Genomic DNA, 19,471 nt, shown 5'->3' on the forward strand with positions numbered 1-19,471 from the left:
CAATCCTTCCTATATTTTTACTTTTTTCTACTTGCTTTTTTTCTCAGGTCAGTTTTTAATATTTTCTTTCTCATTCTTATATTTTTAGGTGTAACTTCAACTAATTCATCTGATGCTATAAATTCCAATGACTTTTCCAAACTCATATTAGTAACTGGAACAAGTTTTAATGCTTCATCTGCTCCAGAAGATCTAGTATTTGAAAGATGTTTCTTTTTACATACATTTACTTCTATATCTTCTGGTCTTGAACATTCTCCTACTATCATTCCCTCATATACTTCAACTCCAGGTCCTATAAAAAGAGTTCCTCTTTCTTGTGCATTGAAAAGTCCATATGTTATAGATACTCCTGATTCAAATACTACAAGTGATCCTTTAGTTCTTTCAGGTATATCTCCTTTATAAGGTTCATATCCATTTAATACATGATTCATTATTCCATTTCCCTTTGTATCAGTCATAAACTCATTTCTAAATCCAATAAGTCCTCTTGCAGGTATTTTAAATTCAAGTCGCGTATATCCATTAACTGCTGAAGTCATATTTACCATCTCTGCTTTTCTAGGTCCAAGCTTTTCCATAACTACTCCCATAAACTCTTCTGGCACATCTATTGTCAAATATTCAATAGGTTCTAATTTATGACCATTTTCTTCTTTAAATATAACTGTTGGCTTTGAAACTTGAAATTCATATCCTTCTCTTCTCATAGTTTCTATCAATATTGAAAGATGAAGTTCTCCTCTTCCACTAACTTTAAAACAGTCTGGGGAATCAGTTTCCTCAACTTTAAGTGAAACATTTGTTTCAAGCTCTTTAAAAAGTCTATCTCTTAAATGTCTAGAAGTTACATAATCTCCTTCTTTTCCTGCAAAAGGTGAATCATTAGTCATAAAGTACATACTAAGAGTTGGTTCATCTATATCTACAAAAGGTAGAGCTTCAGGATTTGACGGATCTGCTATTGTTTCACCTATATTTATATTAGGTATTCCTGATACTGCAACTATATCTCCAAGATTTGCCTTATCTGTTTCTTCTTTTTTAAGGCCATTATATACATATAAATTTGATACTTTTACATTTTCAATTTTTCCATCTCTTTTTATCAATGCAACCTGTTGATTTTTCTTTATAGTTCCCCTTGTTATCTTTCCAACACCTATTCGTCCTACATAGTCATTATGATCTATAGTAGTAATAAGCATTTGAAGTGGCTTATCTATATAACCTTGAGGAGCTTTAACATTTTTTATTATTGTATCAAATAAAGGATCCATATTAACTGATTCATCATCTATTTCCATTTTTGCTATTCCAGCTTTTGCAGAGCAGTATACAACAGGGAAATCAAGCTGTTCATCATTTGCTCCAAGTTCTACAAATAAATCAAATACTTCATTTAAAACTTCATCTGGTCTTGCATTTGCCTTATCTATCTTATTTATAACAACTATTGGATTAAGCTTTAGATCTAATGCTTTTTTCAATACAAATTTTGTCTGTGGCATTGGTCCTTCATAGGCATCTACTAATAGAAGTACACTATCTACCATTTCAAGCACACGCTCAACTTCTCCACCAAAATCAGCGTGTCCAGGTGTATCTACAATATTTATCTTTACTCCATCATGCATGACGGAAGTATTTTTTGAAAGTATAGTTATACCTCTTTCCTTTTCAAGAGCATTTGAATCCATAACCCTTTCTTCAACTTTTTCATTTGCTCTAAACACATGACTTTGTTTAAGCAATGCATCAACCAATGTGGTTTTACCATGGTCTACATGAGCAATTATTGCCACATTTCTTATATCATTTCTTGTAACTAAATCCATTATTATTCCTCCAATTTTACACTTAAACTAATCAAATGCACTAAAATATATTATAATTATAAACACTTAAAAAAATTGGATACTTTAAAGTATCCAATTAAAGTTAACATATCTATTTTAATATCATAGTCTAAAAAAGTCAACTTACTGTAATCAATTTAAAGTTTTATCAAATTATTTTTTGTCTTTATCCAATCCAAATGAAAAATCAATTCCTATAGCATCATTTAATATCTTTAATATATCCTGCCACATAACACTAAATTTTTGCTCTGCCTGTACATACTCATTTACAGATCTATTATTGGCTATAATGTCAGCTATATCATTAAACTTCTTCATTGTTTCATCAGATACCTTACCATTTTTCATTTGTTCTGAATATGCATCCATTTGTACACTTCTAAAGTCATCAATTATTTTAATATTTGTTTTACTTTGTTGTATACTTTTACTTGCTTCTTTTAAATTAATAACTTCATCACATTTTTTTAATTCTGCTGCAAGCTCATGAGCTTTATCATATATACTCATTTTATATTAAATCCTTTCTATAAAATTTTATATTTCCATAATTATTGGAAGTATCATTGGTTTTCTCTTAGTTCTTTCATATAAAAATGACCTTAAAACATCTTTTACATTGGATTTAATATTTGACCATTCTGTTATATGCTTTTCTTGACAATCCTTAAGCACACCACGCACAAGCTCTTTTGCATCCTCCATAAGATCTTCTGATTCTCTCACATATACAAATCCTCTTGAAATTATATCAGGTCCTGCAATAACATTGCCGCTTTCCTTCTCAATAGTGACAACTACTGTAAGTATACCATCTTGAGAAAGATGTTTTCTATCCCTTAAAACTATATTTCCAACATCTCCAACTCCAAGTCCATCAACAAATACCTGTCCTGATACAACAGTACCATTTTTCCTTATAGAATCTTTAGAAACTTCTACAACATCTCCAGTATTTGCTATCAAAATTCTATTTGATTTAATACCAAGCTTCATTGCTAAATCGGCATGTTGCTTTAAATGTCTATATTCTCCATGAACTGGCATAAAAAATTTAGGTCTTACAAGAGTATGCATTAGTTTAAGTTCTTCTTGACAAGCATGACCTGAAACGTGAACATCTGCAAGAGCCTCATATATTACTTCTGCACCTTTCTTAAAAAGTTGATTTATAACTCTAGATATCAATTTTTCATTTCCAGGTATTGCACTTGCAGAAATTATTATTTTATCTCCAGGTATTATATTTACCTTTCTATGCTCTGAAGCTGCCATTCTAGAAAGCGCTGACATAGGTTCTCCTTGACTTCCAGTGGTAATTATGACTAATCTATTATTTGGGTATTTATTAATACTATCTATATTTATAAGTGTATTTTTATTCACATTAATGTAACCAAGATTAGTTGCCACATCCATTATATTTTCCATACTTCTTCCTGATATAGCAACCTTTCTATTATACTTTTCTGCCGCAGTTATTATTTGCTGTATCCTATGAATATTGGAAGCAAATGTTGCTACTATTATCCTATTTTTTGCGCTAGCAAACAATTTCTGAAAAGTTTCTCCAACTGTGCTTTCAGACATTGTATATCCTGGTCTTTCAACATTTGTACTATCTGCCATCATTAGAAGAACACCTTTTTTACCAAGCTCGGCAAACCTTGCAAAATCCATAACACTTCCATCAATTGGTGTATAATCTATTTTAAAATCACCTGTGTGTAATATTGTTCCAATAGGTGTATGAATAGCTATAGCAGTTGAATCCGCTATACTATGGCTAGTTTTTATAAACTCAATTGACATATTATCAAGCTTTATAACATCCGATGGAACAACAGTTACAAGTTTAATTTTGTCTAAAAGTTTGTGTTCTTTTAATTTAGTTTGAACTATTCCCAAGGTGAGTTTAGTACCATATACAGGCACATTTATTTCTTTGAGTACATATGGAAGTGCTCCTATATGATCTTCATGGCCATGAGTCAGAAATATCCCCCTTACTCTATCAACATTTTTCTTTAAGTAAGTAATATCTGGTATAACCAAATCTATTCCCAACATTTCCTCATCAGGAAAACTAAGTCCACAGTCAATTACTATTATCTCATTTTTATATTCTATAACTGTCATATTTTTTCCTATTTCACCTAGACCACCTAATGGAATAATCTTTACTTTATCCTTTTCCTTACGCAAAAAAATCCTCCTTTCTAATATTTATTCTTTTAACTTTTTTAAACATTCATTACATATTCCGTAAAACTTTAGACTATGATTTAAAATTTTAAACTTATATTTACTCTCTATTTGGGACTCCAAACCTTCAAGAAGATGATCTGGAACTTCAATTATCTTTGAACATCTAGTACATATAAGATGGTGATGATGATGCACCTCTTCTTCGTGCACTATTTCATATCTACTACATCCATCATCTAAATCCAATTTACATATTACTCCAATATCTTCCAACAATTGAACTGTTCTATATACTGTAGCTAATCCTATTTCAGGACACTCTTTTTTAACTAAATCATATATTTGTTCCGTAGTAAGGTGTTTTCCTTCATTTTTTATTATTATATCAACTATAGCTCTCCTCTGCGGTGTAAGTTTATATCCCTTTTCTTTTAAACTATTTTTTAACCTATCTATTTCTCCAGACGAAAGTATTGACATTATAATACCTCATTTCACTTAAATTTAAAATGGAAATTTCAATTCTATAACATATAACTGAAATCCACTTTAATCATAGTTTAATACTCAATAGAGTAAGAGTCAATTGAAAATCAATTAATATTAAAATTAAAAGCTATGAGCTCATAGCTTTTAATTTTGATATTAATAAATTTAAATTATTTCATTCTAAATATCATCTTCAAAAAGCATTTCATAAGCTTTGGCTACTTCAACAAGTTCTCCTTAATCATCAACTGTATTAAATACATTATTGGGTATTTTTTCTATAAATGCTATCCAAATATCCCTGCAATATATATGTAGCTGCTAACTTATCTACTATCTTTTTTCTTTTTTTTCTAGACAAATCCGCTTCTAACATTGCTCTATGTGCTGCGACAGTGGTGAGTCTTTCATCCCACATCTTTATTGGAAGATTTATTTGTTCTTTAATTATATTGCAAAAGTCAATAACTTTTTCACTCTGTGGTCCAAGTGTTCCATTCATATTCTTTGGAAGACCAGATACAATTAATTCAACATTATAACTATTGCATATCTTTTTTAATTCTTCTATATCCCTATCTTCATTTTTTCTCCTTATAGTAGTAATTCCCTGAGCGGTTATTCCAAGAGGATCACTAATAGCTATTCCAATAGTTCTATCTCCAATATCTAAACCTAATATTCTCATCTATGTTCTCCTGTATAATAATATGATCAAAATAAAAATGTCCCAAAGGACACTTTTATTTTATATCCAAATAAGCCTTTAATACTTCCTCTAATATTTCATCTCTCTCGAGTTTCTTTATAAGCGATCTTGCACCGTTATAATTTGTTATATAAGTCGGATCATCAGAAATCAAATATCCAACAAGTTGATTTACTGGGTTATATCCTTTTTTAATTAGTGAATCATAAACTTCTGTTAGTATTTCCTTAGTAAGAGCCTTCTTATTATTAGGAATATTAAACTGGATAGTATTGTCATCACTCATTTATATCACCCCACTAACAATTCTAATAAATATATTATAAAACATATTTTATAAATTGTATACTACTTAACTATATTTTGAATTATAGAGAAAGAACTATTTATGGCTTCTTCTAATTTATTTGGCATTTTTCCACCTGCTTGAGCCATATCTGGTCTTCCACCACCACCTCCACCGCAGATCTTTGCAACTTCCTTTACTATCTTTCCACAATGGATTCCTTCTTTTACTGCTAATTTAGATGCCATAGCAATTAATTGTGCTTTACCATTTACCCTACTTCCCAATACAACAACAGACTTTTCATCTTTATTTCTTATGTCATCTGCTAGACTTCTAAGAGTATTTCCATCTATATCATTTAGTACCCCTGTATACAAATTAACATTTCCTATATTTTTTACACTATTAATTATTTCATTTTCAGATCCAACTGCAACTTTTGTTTTAAGTTCCTCTATTTTCGATTCCTTATTCTTTAATTCCATTATAATAGAGTCTAATTTATGTAGTATATCTGGTTCAGCGCATTTAAGTTTCTGCGATATATTATTTATTATATCACATTTTGATTCAATATATTCAAGTGCATATTTTCCTGTTATAGCTTCTATTCTTCTTATACCTGCAGCTATACCACTTTCACTAACTATCTTAAACATTCCAATTTCTCCAGAATTTCTAACATGAGTTCCTCCGCAAAGTTCTTTACTGAAATCCCCAACTGAAACAACTCTTACCTTATCTTTATATTTATCATCAAATAATGCAATTGCACCACTTTTTTTTGCCTCATCAAGTGACATTATATCTGTATTAACATTTTCAGCTCTCATTATAACGTCATTTACTAAATTCTCTATTTTCATAATTTTATCATGGTCTACTGCTTCGAAGTGGTTAAAGTCAAATCTAAGCCTCTTATCATCTACATAAGAACCTGATTGATGTACATGTTCTCCAAGTACTCTTCTTAAAGCTTCATCCAAAATATGAGTTGCTGTATGGTTCTTTCTTATATTATTTCTCCTTGATTTATTAACTTCTAGATTAACTTCATCTTCCAAATTTAACTTACCTGATACTACATGTACAAAGTGCATTATCTTTCCTGCAACATTATTTTTACAATCAAAAACTTCAGCTTTAAATTTATCATTGTATATTATCCCTTGATCTCCAACCTGTCCTCCCATTTCTGCATAAAATGGAGTGACTTCAGTAACTATAACTCCTCTATCACCTTCACATAAACTAGAAACCATTTCTTCATCTTTTATAAGAACCTTGACACTAGACTTAGCTTTAAGTGTTTCATAGCCTTTAAATTCTGTATTAATATCAAGTGATATTTTATTTAGTATTGTGTCTTCTGCTCCCATATAATTTGTATGCTCTCTTGCAGATCTTGCCCTTTCCCTCTGCTTTCTCATTTCCTCTTTAAATGTTTCCAAAACCACAGTCATGCCATTTTTCTCAAGAATCTCCTTAGTAAGTTCTATTGGAAATCCATATGTATCATAGAGCTTAAATGCCCTTTCACCTGAAAGTTTTTTAACTTTTTCTCTTTTCATATCTTCTATAAATGAATTGAGTATTGTCATACCGCTATCTATAGTTTCATCAAATCTCTCTTCTTCAAGTTTTATTACTTTTTCTATATATTCCTTTTTCTCTTTTAATTCTGGATAACCTTCAAGTGAATTTCTTACTACTACATCTACTAGACTCCAAAGGAAAGATTTATTTATGTTCAAAGCTTTTCCATGAATTGCAGCTCTCCTTAAAAGTCTTCTTAATACATAACCTCTTCCCTCATTTGATGGAAGTATTCCATCACTTATCATAAATGTAATACTTCTTATATGGTCAGTTATTACCCTTAAAGATACATCTTTTTCTTCATCCTTTCCATAACTTACTTTTGCTACTTTACACACTTCATTTAATATATTTTGTATAGTATCTATTTCAAAAATATTGTCTTTTCCCTGCATTACAGTAGCAATTCTTTCAAGTCCCATACCTGTATCTATATTTGGAGCATGAAGTTTATTATAGTTTCCATCTTCATCTTTATCAAACTGTGTAAACACAAGATTCCAAAGTTCAACTATCTTATCTTCATCCCCAGCTTTCACAAAATCTTCACTTGTTTTTATATCAAGACCTACTTTATCAAAATGGATTTCAGAACATGGTCCACATGGTCCTTCACCATGTTCCCAGAAATTATCTTCTTTTCCAAGTCTAAATATCCTTTTAGGATCTATATCTGTCTTTTTAGTCCATATGTCATAGGCTTCATCATCATCAAGATATATAGTAACATATAGTCTTTCCTTTGGGAGTTTCATAACTTCTGTTATAAATTCCCATGCCCAAGGTATAACTTCAGATTTGAAGTAATCACCAAAAGAAAAATTTCCAAGCATCTCAAAGAATGTACCATGTCTAGATGTTTTACCTACATTTTCTATATCACCAGTTCTTATACACTTCTGACATGTAGTAACTCTTTTTCTAGGAGGAATCTGAAGTCCTGTAAAATATGGTTTAAGAGGTGCCATTCCTGCATTTATTAGAAGCAAACTCTTATCATGTTTTGGTACTAGAGAAAAACTTTTTAATCTCAGATGTCCCTTACTTTCAAAGAATTTCAAATACATCTCTCTTATTTGATTTAATCCTAATTTTTCCATACACTCATCTCTCCTTATTATATTCAAAAAGGCAGTACAAATAAAAAAAGCCACCATCCCTGAAGGGACGAAAGCTACTCCGTGGTACCACCCTAATTACATAAATTTAAAACATAATCTATGTCTCTCAATGCTTATATGACTCATAGATAGCTTCAATATATTTTAAATAGAAGTTTTCACCAACCACTTCTTCTCTTTATAAAAAATATATCTACTCATTCTAATCATTGTCTAAAATATTTTATTACTATAAAATTATAATTAAAATGCTCTTTAATGTCAATATAACAAATTTTAATTTCACATTTAAAATATATAATAAATCAAATCTTTATAAATTATCTTTACAACTGCAGCTAGAGGCACTACTGCTACCATTCCTATAAATCCTGCAGCTTTATTCCCTATAAGCAACAATAAAATTACAATAAGAGGATGCATGCTTATACTATCTGCCGTTACCTTTGGGCTTAAAATATTCCCTTCTATTTGTTGAAGTCCATAAAGCCATATTGCTATTTCAATTGCTGTTTTAGGTGATTTTATAAATCCTACAAATATAGCTGGAATTGCTCCAAATATAGGTCCGAAATATGGTATTATATTAAAAAACGCATTTATTAAAGATAGTATAAAAGGAAAATCCACTTTTAATACCAATAATATCACAAATGTAACTATTCCTACAAATAAACTTAGAATAAGTTGACTTATTATATATCTTCCAAGTATTTTATCTATATGACAACTTATATTGTACACAGTGTTTCTACTTTTTATTGGAAACAGATTTAGAATATTATGCTCTATATATTTTTCATCAGATAAAAAATAATATACTACTATTGGTACTATTACTGCATATATAAGTATACTACTTAATTTCATAAGGCTATCATATACTCTTCCAGAGAAACTAATCACTACACTATGTATTTTATAGTACAAGTTATTCGTAAGCATATTAAGTATTCCACTACTCTTACTTGGTTTTAAACTAAAATATATATTATCTATTAAATTTTGTATGTCATTAAGTGCATTTTTCAAATTGAGATTTTCTCTAAAAAAATATGGAATTACAAACAAAAATGCTCCTATAAATACAAGTGCTATTCCAAAAACGAGAATAATAGCTGCTACCGATCTGTTCACTCCCATATCAACTAGTTTTTCATGAAATGGTTTAAGTGCATATGTTATAAAAAAAGATACAACAAATAAATATAAAATTTCTTTTAAAATAGAAATCTTTATAAATAAAAATACTATTAAAATTGCTATTAAAATAATAACTATATATTTTAAAATATTATTCCATTTAATTTGCATTTTTTTTATCATTTGCATATTTCCTTATATAGAATATTTTTTTCTCCAAGCATTAAGCTTTTGGCTGGAAGTATTCTTCTTCCAAATCGAATATCATATATTAGTCCTCGTGACAGTATAAACGCCCTTATGTTAAAACTATTTTCATAAAAAACTATATCTTCAAGATGACCAATTATCTTTCCACATTTATCTACCACATCTACAGATCTTATATCATTAAATTTAAGTTCATGTTCTCTGTTAAATTTTGTTACAATAATTGTGGGTTTTAAGCTTAAAATATCTTTTATATATACATTTATATCCTTTTTCAATATACTATTTGAAATAACATTAAACCCCTTTACTAGTTTACGATTAAAATCTATTATAATATCTCCTACAAATCCTAGATTCTTTCCATTTAAGCTAACAACTTCTGTAAAAATAAAATTTCGTATTCTATACAATAACAACACCCTTTTTCAATGCACAATGCACAATGCACAATGCACAATTATCAATTATCAATTCACAATTCACAATTCACAGTTCACAATTATCAATTATCAATTATCAGTGCACAATTCACAGTTCACAATTTTAGATTTTTCTCAGAAAAATCATCCTTAATTCTGCATTGTGAATTGTGAACTGTGGATTATCACTTGAATTTAGTTTTCCCAAAAAATAAAAAAATATAACTCTATGTAAAAAATTCCCCAAGAGTTATATTCTTATAAATATCTATTTTTTAGCCATTCTCTTATTTTTTTGAATATTTTTGTAGTCATCTACAATATTTTGGAGTGTAGTAGAATCCATAACGCTATCTATACTATCCCTAATCTTTGACCACAAAAGTCTTGTTGCACAATAGTCAGCATTATTACAGGAATTCCCATTAATGTCATCTATGCATTCTGAAATTTCAATGGGACCTTCTAGCACCTTCATAATATCACCTACAGTTATATCATTAGGATGTCTGCTAAGTATATAACCTCCCTGTGCTCCTCTTATGCTCTTTATTAAATTAGCTTTTCTAAGAGATGAAAACAATTGCTCTAAATAGTATTCAGATATGCCCTGTCTTTGAGAAATACTTTTTATTGAGCATGGCTCACTTCCATAGTGAACAGCTAAATCAACCATTGCTTTAACTCCGTATCTTCCCTTTGTGGATAGCTTCACTTAACCATTTCCTTTGACACTCAACTTATAGATTATCTATGTTTTTATAGTATCAAATCAGAGTAAAGTTGTCAACAATAACTAGACATGTATTTTATTTCTCTATCTTTAAAATAAACTATCTTTAAATCACACTGAGAAGCCATTTCCTTTGCTATAGAAAAATTACCTCCTATACTCTTCTCATCATGAGCATCTGAACCAATAGTTATATATTTACCTCCAAGTTCTCTATACCTTTTATATATTTTAAGCAAGGGATCTATAGAGGATTTATTTTTTAGTCTTCTAGTATTTAATTCAATGCATTTTCCACTACTTATTAAAATCTTAAATATTTCATCTATTATATCTGAAAATTCATCATAATAAAGTTCACTGTCATCATATTTTGCATATCTACATATATAATCTATATGACCTAAACTATCTATAAAATCAAATTTCTTTAAATTTTCAAGCATAGAATTAAGATATTTTAAATAAGCAGTTTTCTTGCTTTTCCCCTCATAATAGTCCTTATAATACAAATCTAAATTATCTACAAGATGAATAGACCCTATAACATAATCAAATGGATTACTATTTACTATAATCCTCGATTCATCTATGCAGTCATTTTTCATTCCTATTTCTATTCCTAAAAGAAGATTTTTTCCTCTAAATTTAGAATAGCTTTTAAAATACTTATTTGTATCAAATATAAATTCTCCTTGATTAGGATATCCTATATCCATATGCTCTGTTAATATTAAAGCTACTCCTCTTTTTTTTGCAGATTTAAGTGCATTTTCTATATTCATTTTAGAATCCGTAGAAAAAGTAGTATGTACATGGGTATCAAACATAAAATTCACCTCACATTATTAATATTCCATAATATATATTCATACTATTTAAAAATTAAAACAAATTATTAAAATATTGAAGTAAAATTACAATGATAGGTATAGTTATCATAGATACCATTGTAGTTATAAAAACACTTTTAGATGCCAATTTTTCATCTGAATTGTACTTTTGAGCTAGTATTGGAGAAAGCACTGCAACTGGCATAGCTTCTATTACTACAGATATTTGAAGCATAAGGCTATCAGCTTGTATAAGTTTCAACACTATAAAACTTATGACTGGAATTAAAAGCAATCTTAAAAAACATATATAATATGCTATACTTCCATTAAAAATATCCTTAAGTTTCATTTCCGCTAACATACATCCAACTATAATCATTGAAAGAGGAGTAGTCATATCTCCAATTGTACTTATAGCATTTCTTGGCACATTAGGAATTTTTACAGAAAACAAAAACATCAAAAACCCAATTACAGTTGCAATTATTGCAGGATTTAAAATAACTCCCTTTAAAGCTCTAATATCACTTTTACCAGTATACATCATGATTCCAAGGCTAAACATTATAATATTAAGCGGTATATTAAAAACAGCGCCATAGAATATACCTACCTTACCAAATAATCCCGCCAACACAGGATATCCCATGAATCCACTATTTGAAAATACAGTAGCAAACCTTATAATCTTACTTGAATCTTTATCATACTTCAAAGTAAAAAATCTGCTTAAAAACACTAAAATAAGATTCAGTAAAGTTGAATAAAAAAATATTCGTTTTGCTTCTATAAACATATTAGAAGAATAATTATAATTAAAAGAGGATATAAGAAGTGCCGGAAGTGTTATATTTATGAGGAGATTTGAAAGATCTGTTACTGCTTTTTCTCTTATCATATTTTTTTTTCTTGCAAATACACCTACTGCCATGATAATTGATAAAATCAATACTTCGTCTATTACATTGTAATTCAAAAAAATACCCCCAAAAGTAAAAATATTAATGTATTATAGTAGATATTTTATACAATCTCAAATAAAAAATAATATATAATCTAACTCAATATTATACCATCAAATAAATTCAAATTACATGTTGTTTTAGAATTAAAGCACAAAATTAGTGCTTACTGTGCTAATTTAATACAGTAAGCACTAGAATTTTAGTAAAGTTAAATTTCTTCAATACTCCTTCTTTCAGGCTTTTTATTCTTTATCTTCTTTCTCCTATTTTTAAGCTCAGCTTCTATTTCATCTAAGGTTATTCCTTGATTTACCATAAGAACAACTACATGATATATAAGATCACATATTTCAGGAATTTCTTCATCTTTATTTCCATTTTTACTTGCAACTATAACTTCTGTACTCTCTTCTCCAACTTTTTTTAGTATCTTATCAAGTCCTTTTGTAAATAAGTAATTAGTATAGGACCCTTCCTCAGGATATTTTTTTCTAGATTGTATAACATTGTAAAGTTCTTCTATAACACTTTTAATTTCCATAAACTATCCCTCCAAGAGTTTTTCAATTCACAATGCACAAATTACAATTCACAATGCACAATTCACAATTCACAATTCACAGTTTACAATTATTAGTTTTCAGATTTTTCTTTAGAAAAATCCTCCTTCATTGTGAATTCTTAATTGTGAATTATAAATTTTTAATTTTATTTCGTTAGTTTGTTAAAAAAACAGCTTCTGTTTCCTGTATGGCATGCTGCTCCTATTTGTTCTACCTTTATCAAAATTGTATCATAGTCACAATCTACATCTATGCTCTTTACATATTGAAAATGGCCTGAAGTAGCACCTTTGTTCCAATACTCCTGTCTTGACCTGCTCCAAAACCATGTAGTGCCACTTTCAAGTGTCCTTTTTAATGATTCTTCATTCATATATGCAACCATAAGCACCTGATTATTTTGAAAATCTTGAACTACTGCAGGGATAAGTCCTCCCTTGAAATCAACTTTTTTTAAAATTTCACTATTATAATTCAGTTTATCCATACTCCACCTCTTAAAATCTAACTGGAACATCTTTTTTATTTAGATAGTCTTTAACTTCCTCTATTGTAAGTTCACCGTAATGAAAAAGTGATGCTACAAGTGCTGCATCAGCTCCTGTTTCTTTAAAAACATCATAAAAATCTTCTATAGAGCCGCATCCCCCAGATGCAATTACTGGAATATTAACTATATCTGAAACTGCTTTAGTAAAAGGCAAATCGTATCCTTTTTTTGTCCCATCAGCATCCATACTTGTTAGAAGAATTTCTCCTGCTCCAAGCTCTTCTGCCTTTTTAGCCCATTTTAGTGCATCTAATCCTGTATCTATTCTTCCCCCATTTATAACTACATTCCAGCCAGTTTTATCTTCTCTCTGTCTTCCATCAATTGCAACAACAACGCACTGGCTTCCAAATCTCTCTGCCGCTTTTTTTATAATCTCTGGATCCCTTATAGCTGCCGAATTAACTGATATTTTATCTGCTCCTGCTCTTAAAATATTTTTAAAATCATCTAAATTTCTTATACCGCCACCTACTGTAAGTGGTATAAATACTTGTTCTGCTGTCTTTTTAACTACATCTATCACAGTCTTTCTCTTTTCATGAGTAGCTGTTATATCTAAAAAAACTATTTCATCGGCTCCTTGTCTATTGTATTCTTTTGCTATTTTTACAGGATCACCTACATCTTTAAGATTTACAAAATTTACTCCCTTAACAACTCTTCCCATGTTAACATCAAGACATGGTATTATTCTTTTTGTAAGCAACTGCTACATCCCCTTTTAAAGTTTAATTTCATTTAGAACTTCTTCAAGTCTTTTTATGAAAATTTCCATTTCCTCTTCTGAACCTATACTTACTCTCAAATAGTTATCTATTCTCTCTTTATTAAAATATCTTACAAGAACTCCTTTTTTTCTAAGACTCAAAAATATATCTTTTGCAGAATATTTAGGATGAGTTATAAATATAAAGTTGGCTTTTGAAGGTATAACTTTAAAGCCAATATTCTCAAGCTTTTTAACTGTTGACTCCCTTGTGTCTATTATTCTCTTTGTACATTTTTTAAAATAATCTTCATCTTCTATAGCAGCCACTGCAGCTTCACTTGCAATTCTATCTACAGTATAGGAGTTAAATGAATTTTTTATCCTATTTAATCCTTCTATAAGCTCTGTGTTACCAAGTGCAAATCCAACACGGACACCTGCAAGACAACGTGACTTAGAAAGTGTTTGAATAACTAAGAGATTTTTATAATTCTTTATAAGAGAAACTACAGAGTCTCCTCCAAAATCTATGTAAGCTTCATCAATTATAACTACTTTGTCTGAATTTTTCTCTAAAATATTTTTAATAGACTGTCTATCTAAACATATTCCTGTAGGTGCATTTGGATTTGGCAAAACTATACCACCATTTTCACCTAAAAACTTTTCAACTGGAATAGAGAAATCTTCATTTAATTTTATATTTTTATATTTTATATTATATAAATTTGCATATACAGGATAAAAACTATAACTTATATCTGGAAACAATATAGTTTCAGAGTTATCAAAAAAAGCCAGAAATGACATAGCAAGAACTTCATCTGAACCATTTCCTATAAATACTTGATCTTCATTTAAATTATAATAATTTGCAATAGTTTTCCTAAGTTTATCACAATTTGGATCTGGATATAATCTTAAATCGGAATTTGCTGCATTTTTAATTGCATTTAACACCTTTTGTGATGGAGGATACGGATTCTCATTTGTATTCAATTTTATGTATTTTTTATCTTTAGGTTGCTCTCCACATACATAAGGTTCTACATTTTTAGTAACTCTACTCCAATATTTACTCATACAAAAATCTCCTTTCAATTAAATATTATCTGCACACCTCTATAGCCTGTTTTAAATCTATATTTCCAGAATATATAGCCTTACCGGTAATTGCACCGTATATACCCATATTTTCTATATCTTTTAGATTTTTAAGATTTTTTATTCCTCCAGATGCTATTATGTTACATTTTACACTATTTTGGATATTATAGAGTTGTTCTAAATTAGGTCCTTCTAAAGTTCCATCTTTACTTATGTCTGTAAATATTATAGTAGAAACTCCTATATCCTCCATTTGTTTTGCAAAATCTATATAGTAAACATTACTTACATCTACCCATCCATTTACTGCTACATTCCCATTTTTAGCATCTATTCCAACAGCTATTTTTTCACCATACTTTTTCACTGAATTTTTAACAAAAGTTGGATCCTTAAGAGCAGCACTGCCAAGTATCACTCTAGATACTCCAGCTTCTATAAGCATATCTACAGTTTCCATTTTCCTTATTCCGCCGCCAAGTTCAATTGGAATTTCTACAGATTCAACTACACTTTTTATAACTTTCAAATTCTTAACTTTACCATTTAAGGCTCCATCGAGATCTACCATATGAATATATTCTGCTCCACTATCTTTAAAACTTTTTGCAACTTCTACAGGGTTTTCTGCAACTACTTGAGATTTTTCAAAATTTCCTTGATATAGTCGTACACATTTTCCATCTTTTAAATCTATAGCTGGAAGTATTATCATTTTATCAGCTCCCAAAAATTTTTTAACATTTTTATACCAACTTCTCCGCTTTTTTCAGGATGAAACTGAAGTCCAAATACATTACCTTTACTTACAATTGCAGGCACATCTACTCCGTAAAAGCTATGTGCATTTAGCACTTCACTATCTTCAATTTTAGCATAGTAAGAATGTACAAAATAAACATAACTTCCTTCTTTTATACCATCTAATATTTTGCACTGTCTATCTATAATAAGATTATTCCATCCCATATGTGGTATTTTCAAATCCACATTAAACTTTGTAACTTTCCCATTTAAGAATCCAAGTCCTGCTGTTTTTCTAACTTCTGAGCTTTCATTAAATAATAGCTGCATTCCAAGACATATTCCCATAAGTGGTATTCCATTTTTTACAGCTTCCTTAAGAACTATATCAAGTTGAAGCTTCTTTATATTTTCCATTGCATCGGGAAATGCCCCAACTCCAGGAAGTATTATTCCTCTGCTATTAAGTATTTCATTTTTATCTGAAGTTATATTTGCCTTAGCTCCTATAAATTCAAATGCTTTTTGAACACTTCTTAAATTTCCCATTCCATAATCTATAATAGAAATCATTTTTATATCCTCTTTTCATTTAATAATTCATTGTAGATTTTAGCTATATAGTTCCCTTAGTTGATAGTACTCCTTTTATATTTTCATCTATACTGTAAGCTTCTCTAAATGCATGACCAAATGCCTTAAACATACCTTCTATAATATGATGTGTATTCTTCCCATAAAGACATTTTATATGAAGGGTCATATCAGAATTAAAAGCAACTGCCCTAAAAAATTCTTCTATAAGTTCAGTATCCATATTCCCTACCTTTTCACTTTTCAGTTCTGCATCAAAGACTATATATGCTCTTCCACTTAAATCAATAGATGCCATTTCAAGGCTTTCATCCATTGGTAGGAAAAAGGTTCCATATCTTCTTATACTTTTTTTATCCCCAAGGGCCTTTTTTATGCACTGTCCAATTACAATTCCAACATCTTCTACTGTATGGTGGAAATCCACATTTAAATCTCCTTCTGCTTTTATTTTTAAATCTATATTTCCATGCTTGGCTATCATAGTAAGCATATGATCAAAAAAACCTATTCCTGTATCAATTTCATAATTTCCATCACCATCTATATTTAACTCAACACTTACATTTGTTTCTGAAGTACTTCTTTTAATAGAAGCTTTCCTCTCATTATCCTTATCCATTTATTCCACCCCTTTACTGTTTTCTAACATATATTGAATTTTTATGTGCAGTAAGTCCTTCATCTTCTGCAATAATCATAATACTATCTGCTACCTTTTGAAGTTCTTCTTTTGAGTAATATATATAGCTGGACTTTTTAACAAAATCATCTACGGAAAGAGGCGAAAAAAATCTTGCAGTACCGCTTGTTGGCAATACATGATTGGGTCCACCAAAATAATCTCCAAGTGGTTCTGGACTATATGATCCTAAAAATACAGATCCTGCATTTCTTATAGCAGGAAGATATGAAAATGGATCTTTAACACAAAGCTCTAAGTGTTCTGGTGCAATTTCATTACCCATATCTATAGCTTCTTCTATTGTTGAAGTCACAACAATTATTCCATTGTTTTTAAGTGATTCTTCTATTATATCTTTTCTCTCAAGTTTATCTATCTGAATTTGTATTTCTTCATTAACCTTCTTTGCAATATCTAAAGATGTAGTTACAAGTGCAGATGATGCAAGCTCATCATGCTCTGCTTGAGACATTAAATCTGCTGCTATAAATTTTGGATTTGCAGTTTCATCTGCAATTACAAGTATCTCACTTGGACCTGCTATCATATCTATGTCTACTTCTCCATAAACAAGTTTTTTAGCAGTGGCTACATATATATTTCCAGGACCTACAATTTTGTCCACCTTAGGTATTGTATCTGTTCCATATGCAAGTGCTGCAACTGCCTGAGCTCCTCCTATTTTATATATCTTATCTGCCCCTGCAATGTCTGCTGCTACAAGCACACTTGGATTTATACTTAAATTTTCCCTTACTGGAGTTACCATTATAACTTCATCTACTCCAGCAATTTTTGCAGGAACTATATTCATGATTACAGATGATGGATATGCAGCAGTTCCTCCAGGTACATATACTCCAACTCTCTCAAGTGGAATATATCTCTGACCCATTATCTTTCCAGGTTCATCTGCAATTACAAAAGAATTATGTGTTTGCTTTTTATGAAATTTTTCAATATTTTTCTTTGCCTGCTTTATGGATTCAATAAAACTTTTATCAACTTGTGTATACGCTCTATCTATTTCATCTCTTGTAACTAAAATATTATCCGTATTTAACTCTTTAGAATCGAATTTATTTGTATATTGAATTAAGGCTTTATCTCCATCTTTTTTAACTTCACTCAATATATTCGATACAGATTTTACAACATTTGTGTCAGTTTCAGTTCTTCTACTTCTAAGTAGCTTTAGATACTCTTCTTTTGCATTCTTACTTCCTTTAATTATATTAATCAATTTAAAGCCCCCTTAAACTTCTGCATTTCTTCCCTTTTTTCAACTTCTTCTCTTAATTTATCAACTATACTCTCTATTTCAAACTTCTTCATTTTTAAGCTTGCTATATTTGTTATAAGCCTTGTACTTATATTACATATATCACTGTACACTTCAAGTCCATTTTCTCTTAATGTATTTCCAGTTTCCACTATATCAACAATTGCATCAGATAATCCAAGAATTGGAGCAAGCTCTACAGATCCCTCTATTTTTATTATATCAATATCGTATCCAATTTTTTTAAAATAGTTTCTTGCAACATTTGGATATTTAGTTGCAATCTTTTTTCTTCTATATCCTTCATAAAAATTTTTTCCCTTAGGACCTGCTAGTGAAAACTTACATTTTCCAAATTTCAAATCCATAAGTTCATAGTAATTTTTATTAAATTCCATAATAGTATCTTTTCCAACTATACCTATATCTGCAGCCCCATGCTCAACATAAGTAATTACATCTGGTGCCTTTACAAGTACAAAATCCACATTGTATTTATCATCATGGAATATAAGTTTTCTACCCTTATTTTCAATTTCAGTACAATCTACACCTATGGCTTTAAACATCTGCACTGCACTTTTTTCTATTCTTCCTTTTGTCAAAGCTATTTTCAAAGGTTTTCTAATATCCAAAATTTTCACT

General features: G+C 29.7%; 21 protein-coding genes and 1 other annotated feature. All 21 genes read right to left on the reverse strand.

Annotated features, from left to right (window positions below; all coding sequences use genetic code 11):
• Positions 1–17 precede the first annotated feature (17 nt).
• Positions 18–1,841 carry a translational GTPase TypA gene (typA, locus tag H2684_RS04405; protein WP_182088186.1) on the reverse strand — a complete coding sequence of 608 codons (1,824 nt, stop codon included), beginning with the start codon at positions 1,839–1,841 and terminating at the stop codon, positions 18–20.
• A 174-nt stretch (positions 1,842–2,015) separates the two neighbouring features.
• Positions 2,016–2,375: a YlbF family regulator gene (locus H2684_RS04410; protein WP_182088187.1), complete on the reverse strand. Its 360-nt coding sequence runs from the start codon at positions 2,373–2,375 to the stop codon at positions 2,016–2,018.
• Between the two features lie 27 nt (positions 2,376–2,402).
• Complete coding sequence (locus H2684_RS04415) at positions 2,403–4,070, reverse strand: ribonuclease J (RefSeq protein WP_182088188.1); 1,668 nt, start codon at positions 4,068–4,070, stop codon at positions 2,403–2,405.
• Positions 4,071–4,091: 21 nt separating this feature from the next.
• Positions 4,092–4,553: a Fur family transcriptional regulator gene (locus H2684_RS04420; protein ID WP_182088189.1), complete on the reverse strand. Its 462-nt coding sequence runs from the start codon at positions 4,551–4,553 to the stop codon at positions 4,092–4,094.
• 271 nt (positions 4,554–4,824) lie between these two features.
• Complete coding sequence (gene ruvX / locus H2684_RS04425; protein ID WP_182088190.1) at positions 4,825–5,250, reverse strand: Holliday junction resolvase RuvX; 426 nt, start codon at positions 5,248–5,250, stop codon at positions 4,825–4,827.
• Positions 5,251–5,305: 55 nt separating this feature from the next.
• Positions 5,306–5,557, reverse strand: coding sequence for an IreB family regulatory phosphoprotein (locus tag H2684_RS04430; RefSeq protein ID WP_182088191.1), 252 nt, complete (start codon positions 5,555–5,557; stop codon positions 5,306–5,308).
• Between the two features lie 62 nt (positions 5,558–5,619).
• Entirely contained in the window at positions 5,620–8,259 is a 2,640-nt protein-coding gene (gene alaS / locus H2684_RS04435) for an alanine--tRNA ligase (protein ID WP_182088192.1), read from the reverse strand.
• Positions 8,260–8,319: 60 nt separating this feature from the next.
• Positions 8,320–8,499, reverse strand: a binding site (T-box leader).
• Positions 8,500–8,568: 69 nt separating this feature from the next.
• Positions 8,569–9,606: an AI-2E family transporter gene (locus H2684_RS04440; RefSeq protein ID WP_243159274.1), complete on the reverse strand. Its 1,038-nt coding sequence runs from the start codon at positions 9,604–9,606 to the stop codon at positions 8,569–8,571.
• Positions 9,603–10,055 carry a PRC-barrel domain-containing protein gene (locus tag H2684_RS04445; RefSeq protein ID WP_347707516.1) on the reverse strand — a complete coding sequence of 151 codons (453 nt, stop codon included), beginning with the start codon at positions 10,053–10,055 and terminating at the stop codon, positions 9,603–9,605. Before H2684_RS04445 ends, H2684_RS04440 begins: the two co-directional genes overlap by 4 nt.
• A 268-nt stretch (positions 10,056–10,323) precedes the next feature.
• The gene (locus H2684_RS04450) at positions 10,324–10,770 is read right to left on the reverse strand and encodes an Rrf2 family transcriptional regulator (RefSeq protein WP_182088194.1); all 447 of its coding nucleotides are present in this window, start codon (positions 10,768–10,770) and stop codon (positions 10,324–10,326) included.
• Between the two features lie 71 nt (positions 10,771–10,841).
• Positions 10,842–11,618, reverse strand: a complete 777-nt coding sequence (locus H2684_RS04455) for a histidinol phosphate phosphatase (protein WP_182088195.1) — start codon at positions 11,616–11,618, stop codon at positions 10,842–10,844.
• A 55-nt stretch (positions 11,619–11,673) separates the two neighbouring features.
• Positions 11,674–12,600, reverse strand: a complete 927-nt coding sequence (locus H2684_RS04460; protein ID WP_182088196.1) for an AEC family transporter — start codon at positions 12,598–12,600, stop codon at positions 11,674–11,676.
• 197 nt (positions 12,601–12,797) lie between these two features.
• Positions 12,798–13,130: a phosphoribosyl-ATP diphosphatase gene (hisE, locus tag H2684_RS04465; protein WP_182088197.1), complete on the reverse strand. Its 333-nt coding sequence runs from the start codon at positions 13,128–13,130 to the stop codon at positions 12,798–12,800.
• Between the two features lie 167 nt (positions 13,131–13,297).
• Positions 13,298–13,639, reverse strand: a complete 342-nt coding sequence (gene hisI / locus H2684_RS04470) for a phosphoribosyl-AMP cyclohydrolase (RefSeq protein ID WP_182088198.1) — start codon at positions 13,637–13,639, stop codon at positions 13,298–13,300.
• Positions 13,640–13,649: 10 nt separating this feature from the next.
• A complete protein-coding gene (gene hisF, locus H2684_RS04475) occupies positions 13,650–14,411 on the reverse strand; it encodes an imidazole glycerol phosphate synthase subunit HisF (protein WP_182088199.1) in 762 nt (253 codons plus the stop codon).
• A gap of 15 nt (positions 14,412–14,426) precedes the next feature.
• Complete coding sequence (hisC, locus tag H2684_RS04480) at positions 14,427–15,497, reverse strand: histidinol-phosphate transaminase (RefSeq protein WP_182088200.1); 1,071 nt, start codon at positions 15,495–15,497, stop codon at positions 14,427–14,429.
• A gap of 25 nt (positions 15,498–15,522) precedes the next feature.
• Positions 15,523–16,236 (reverse strand): 1-(5-phosphoribosyl)-5-[(5-phosphoribosylamino)methylideneamino]imidazole-4-carboxamide isomerase, encoded by a 714-nt coding sequence (hisA, locus tag H2684_RS04485; protein ID WP_182088320.1) that lies wholly within the window; start codon positions 16,234–16,236, stop codon positions 15,523–15,525.
• Positions 16,233–16,838: an imidazole glycerol phosphate synthase subunit HisH gene (hisH, locus tag H2684_RS04490; RefSeq protein WP_182088201.1), complete on the reverse strand. Its 606-nt coding sequence runs from the start codon at positions 16,836–16,838 to the stop codon at positions 16,233–16,235. Before hisH ends, hisA begins: the two co-directional genes overlap by 4 nt.
• Before the next feature lie 43 nt (positions 16,839–16,881).
• Positions 16,882–17,481 (reverse strand): imidazoleglycerol-phosphate dehydratase HisB, encoded by a 600-nt coding sequence (hisB, locus tag H2684_RS04495; protein ID WP_182088202.1) that lies wholly within the window; start codon positions 17,479–17,481, stop codon positions 16,882–16,884.
• 13 nt (positions 17,482–17,494) lie between these two features.
• Positions 17,495–18,787 carry a histidinol dehydrogenase gene (hisD, locus tag H2684_RS04500; protein ID WP_182088203.1) on the reverse strand — a complete coding sequence of 431 codons (1,293 nt, stop codon included), beginning with the start codon at positions 18,785–18,787 and terminating at the stop codon, positions 17,495–17,497.
• On the reverse strand, positions 18,784–19,461 hold the full coding sequence (gene hisG, locus H2684_RS04505; RefSeq protein ID WP_182088204.1) for an ATP phosphoribosyltransferase: 678 nt from the start codon (positions 19,459–19,461) through the stop codon (positions 18,784–18,786). The genes hisD and hisG overlap by 4 nt, the downstream gene beginning before the upstream one ends.
• Positions 19,462–19,471 lie beyond the last annotated feature (10 nt).

The organism is Clostridium sp. cel8 (genome assembly GCF_014050525.1).
In the GTDB taxonomy this organism is placed as follows: Bacteria; Bacillota; Clostridia; order Clostridiales; family Clostridiaceae; genus Clostridium_B.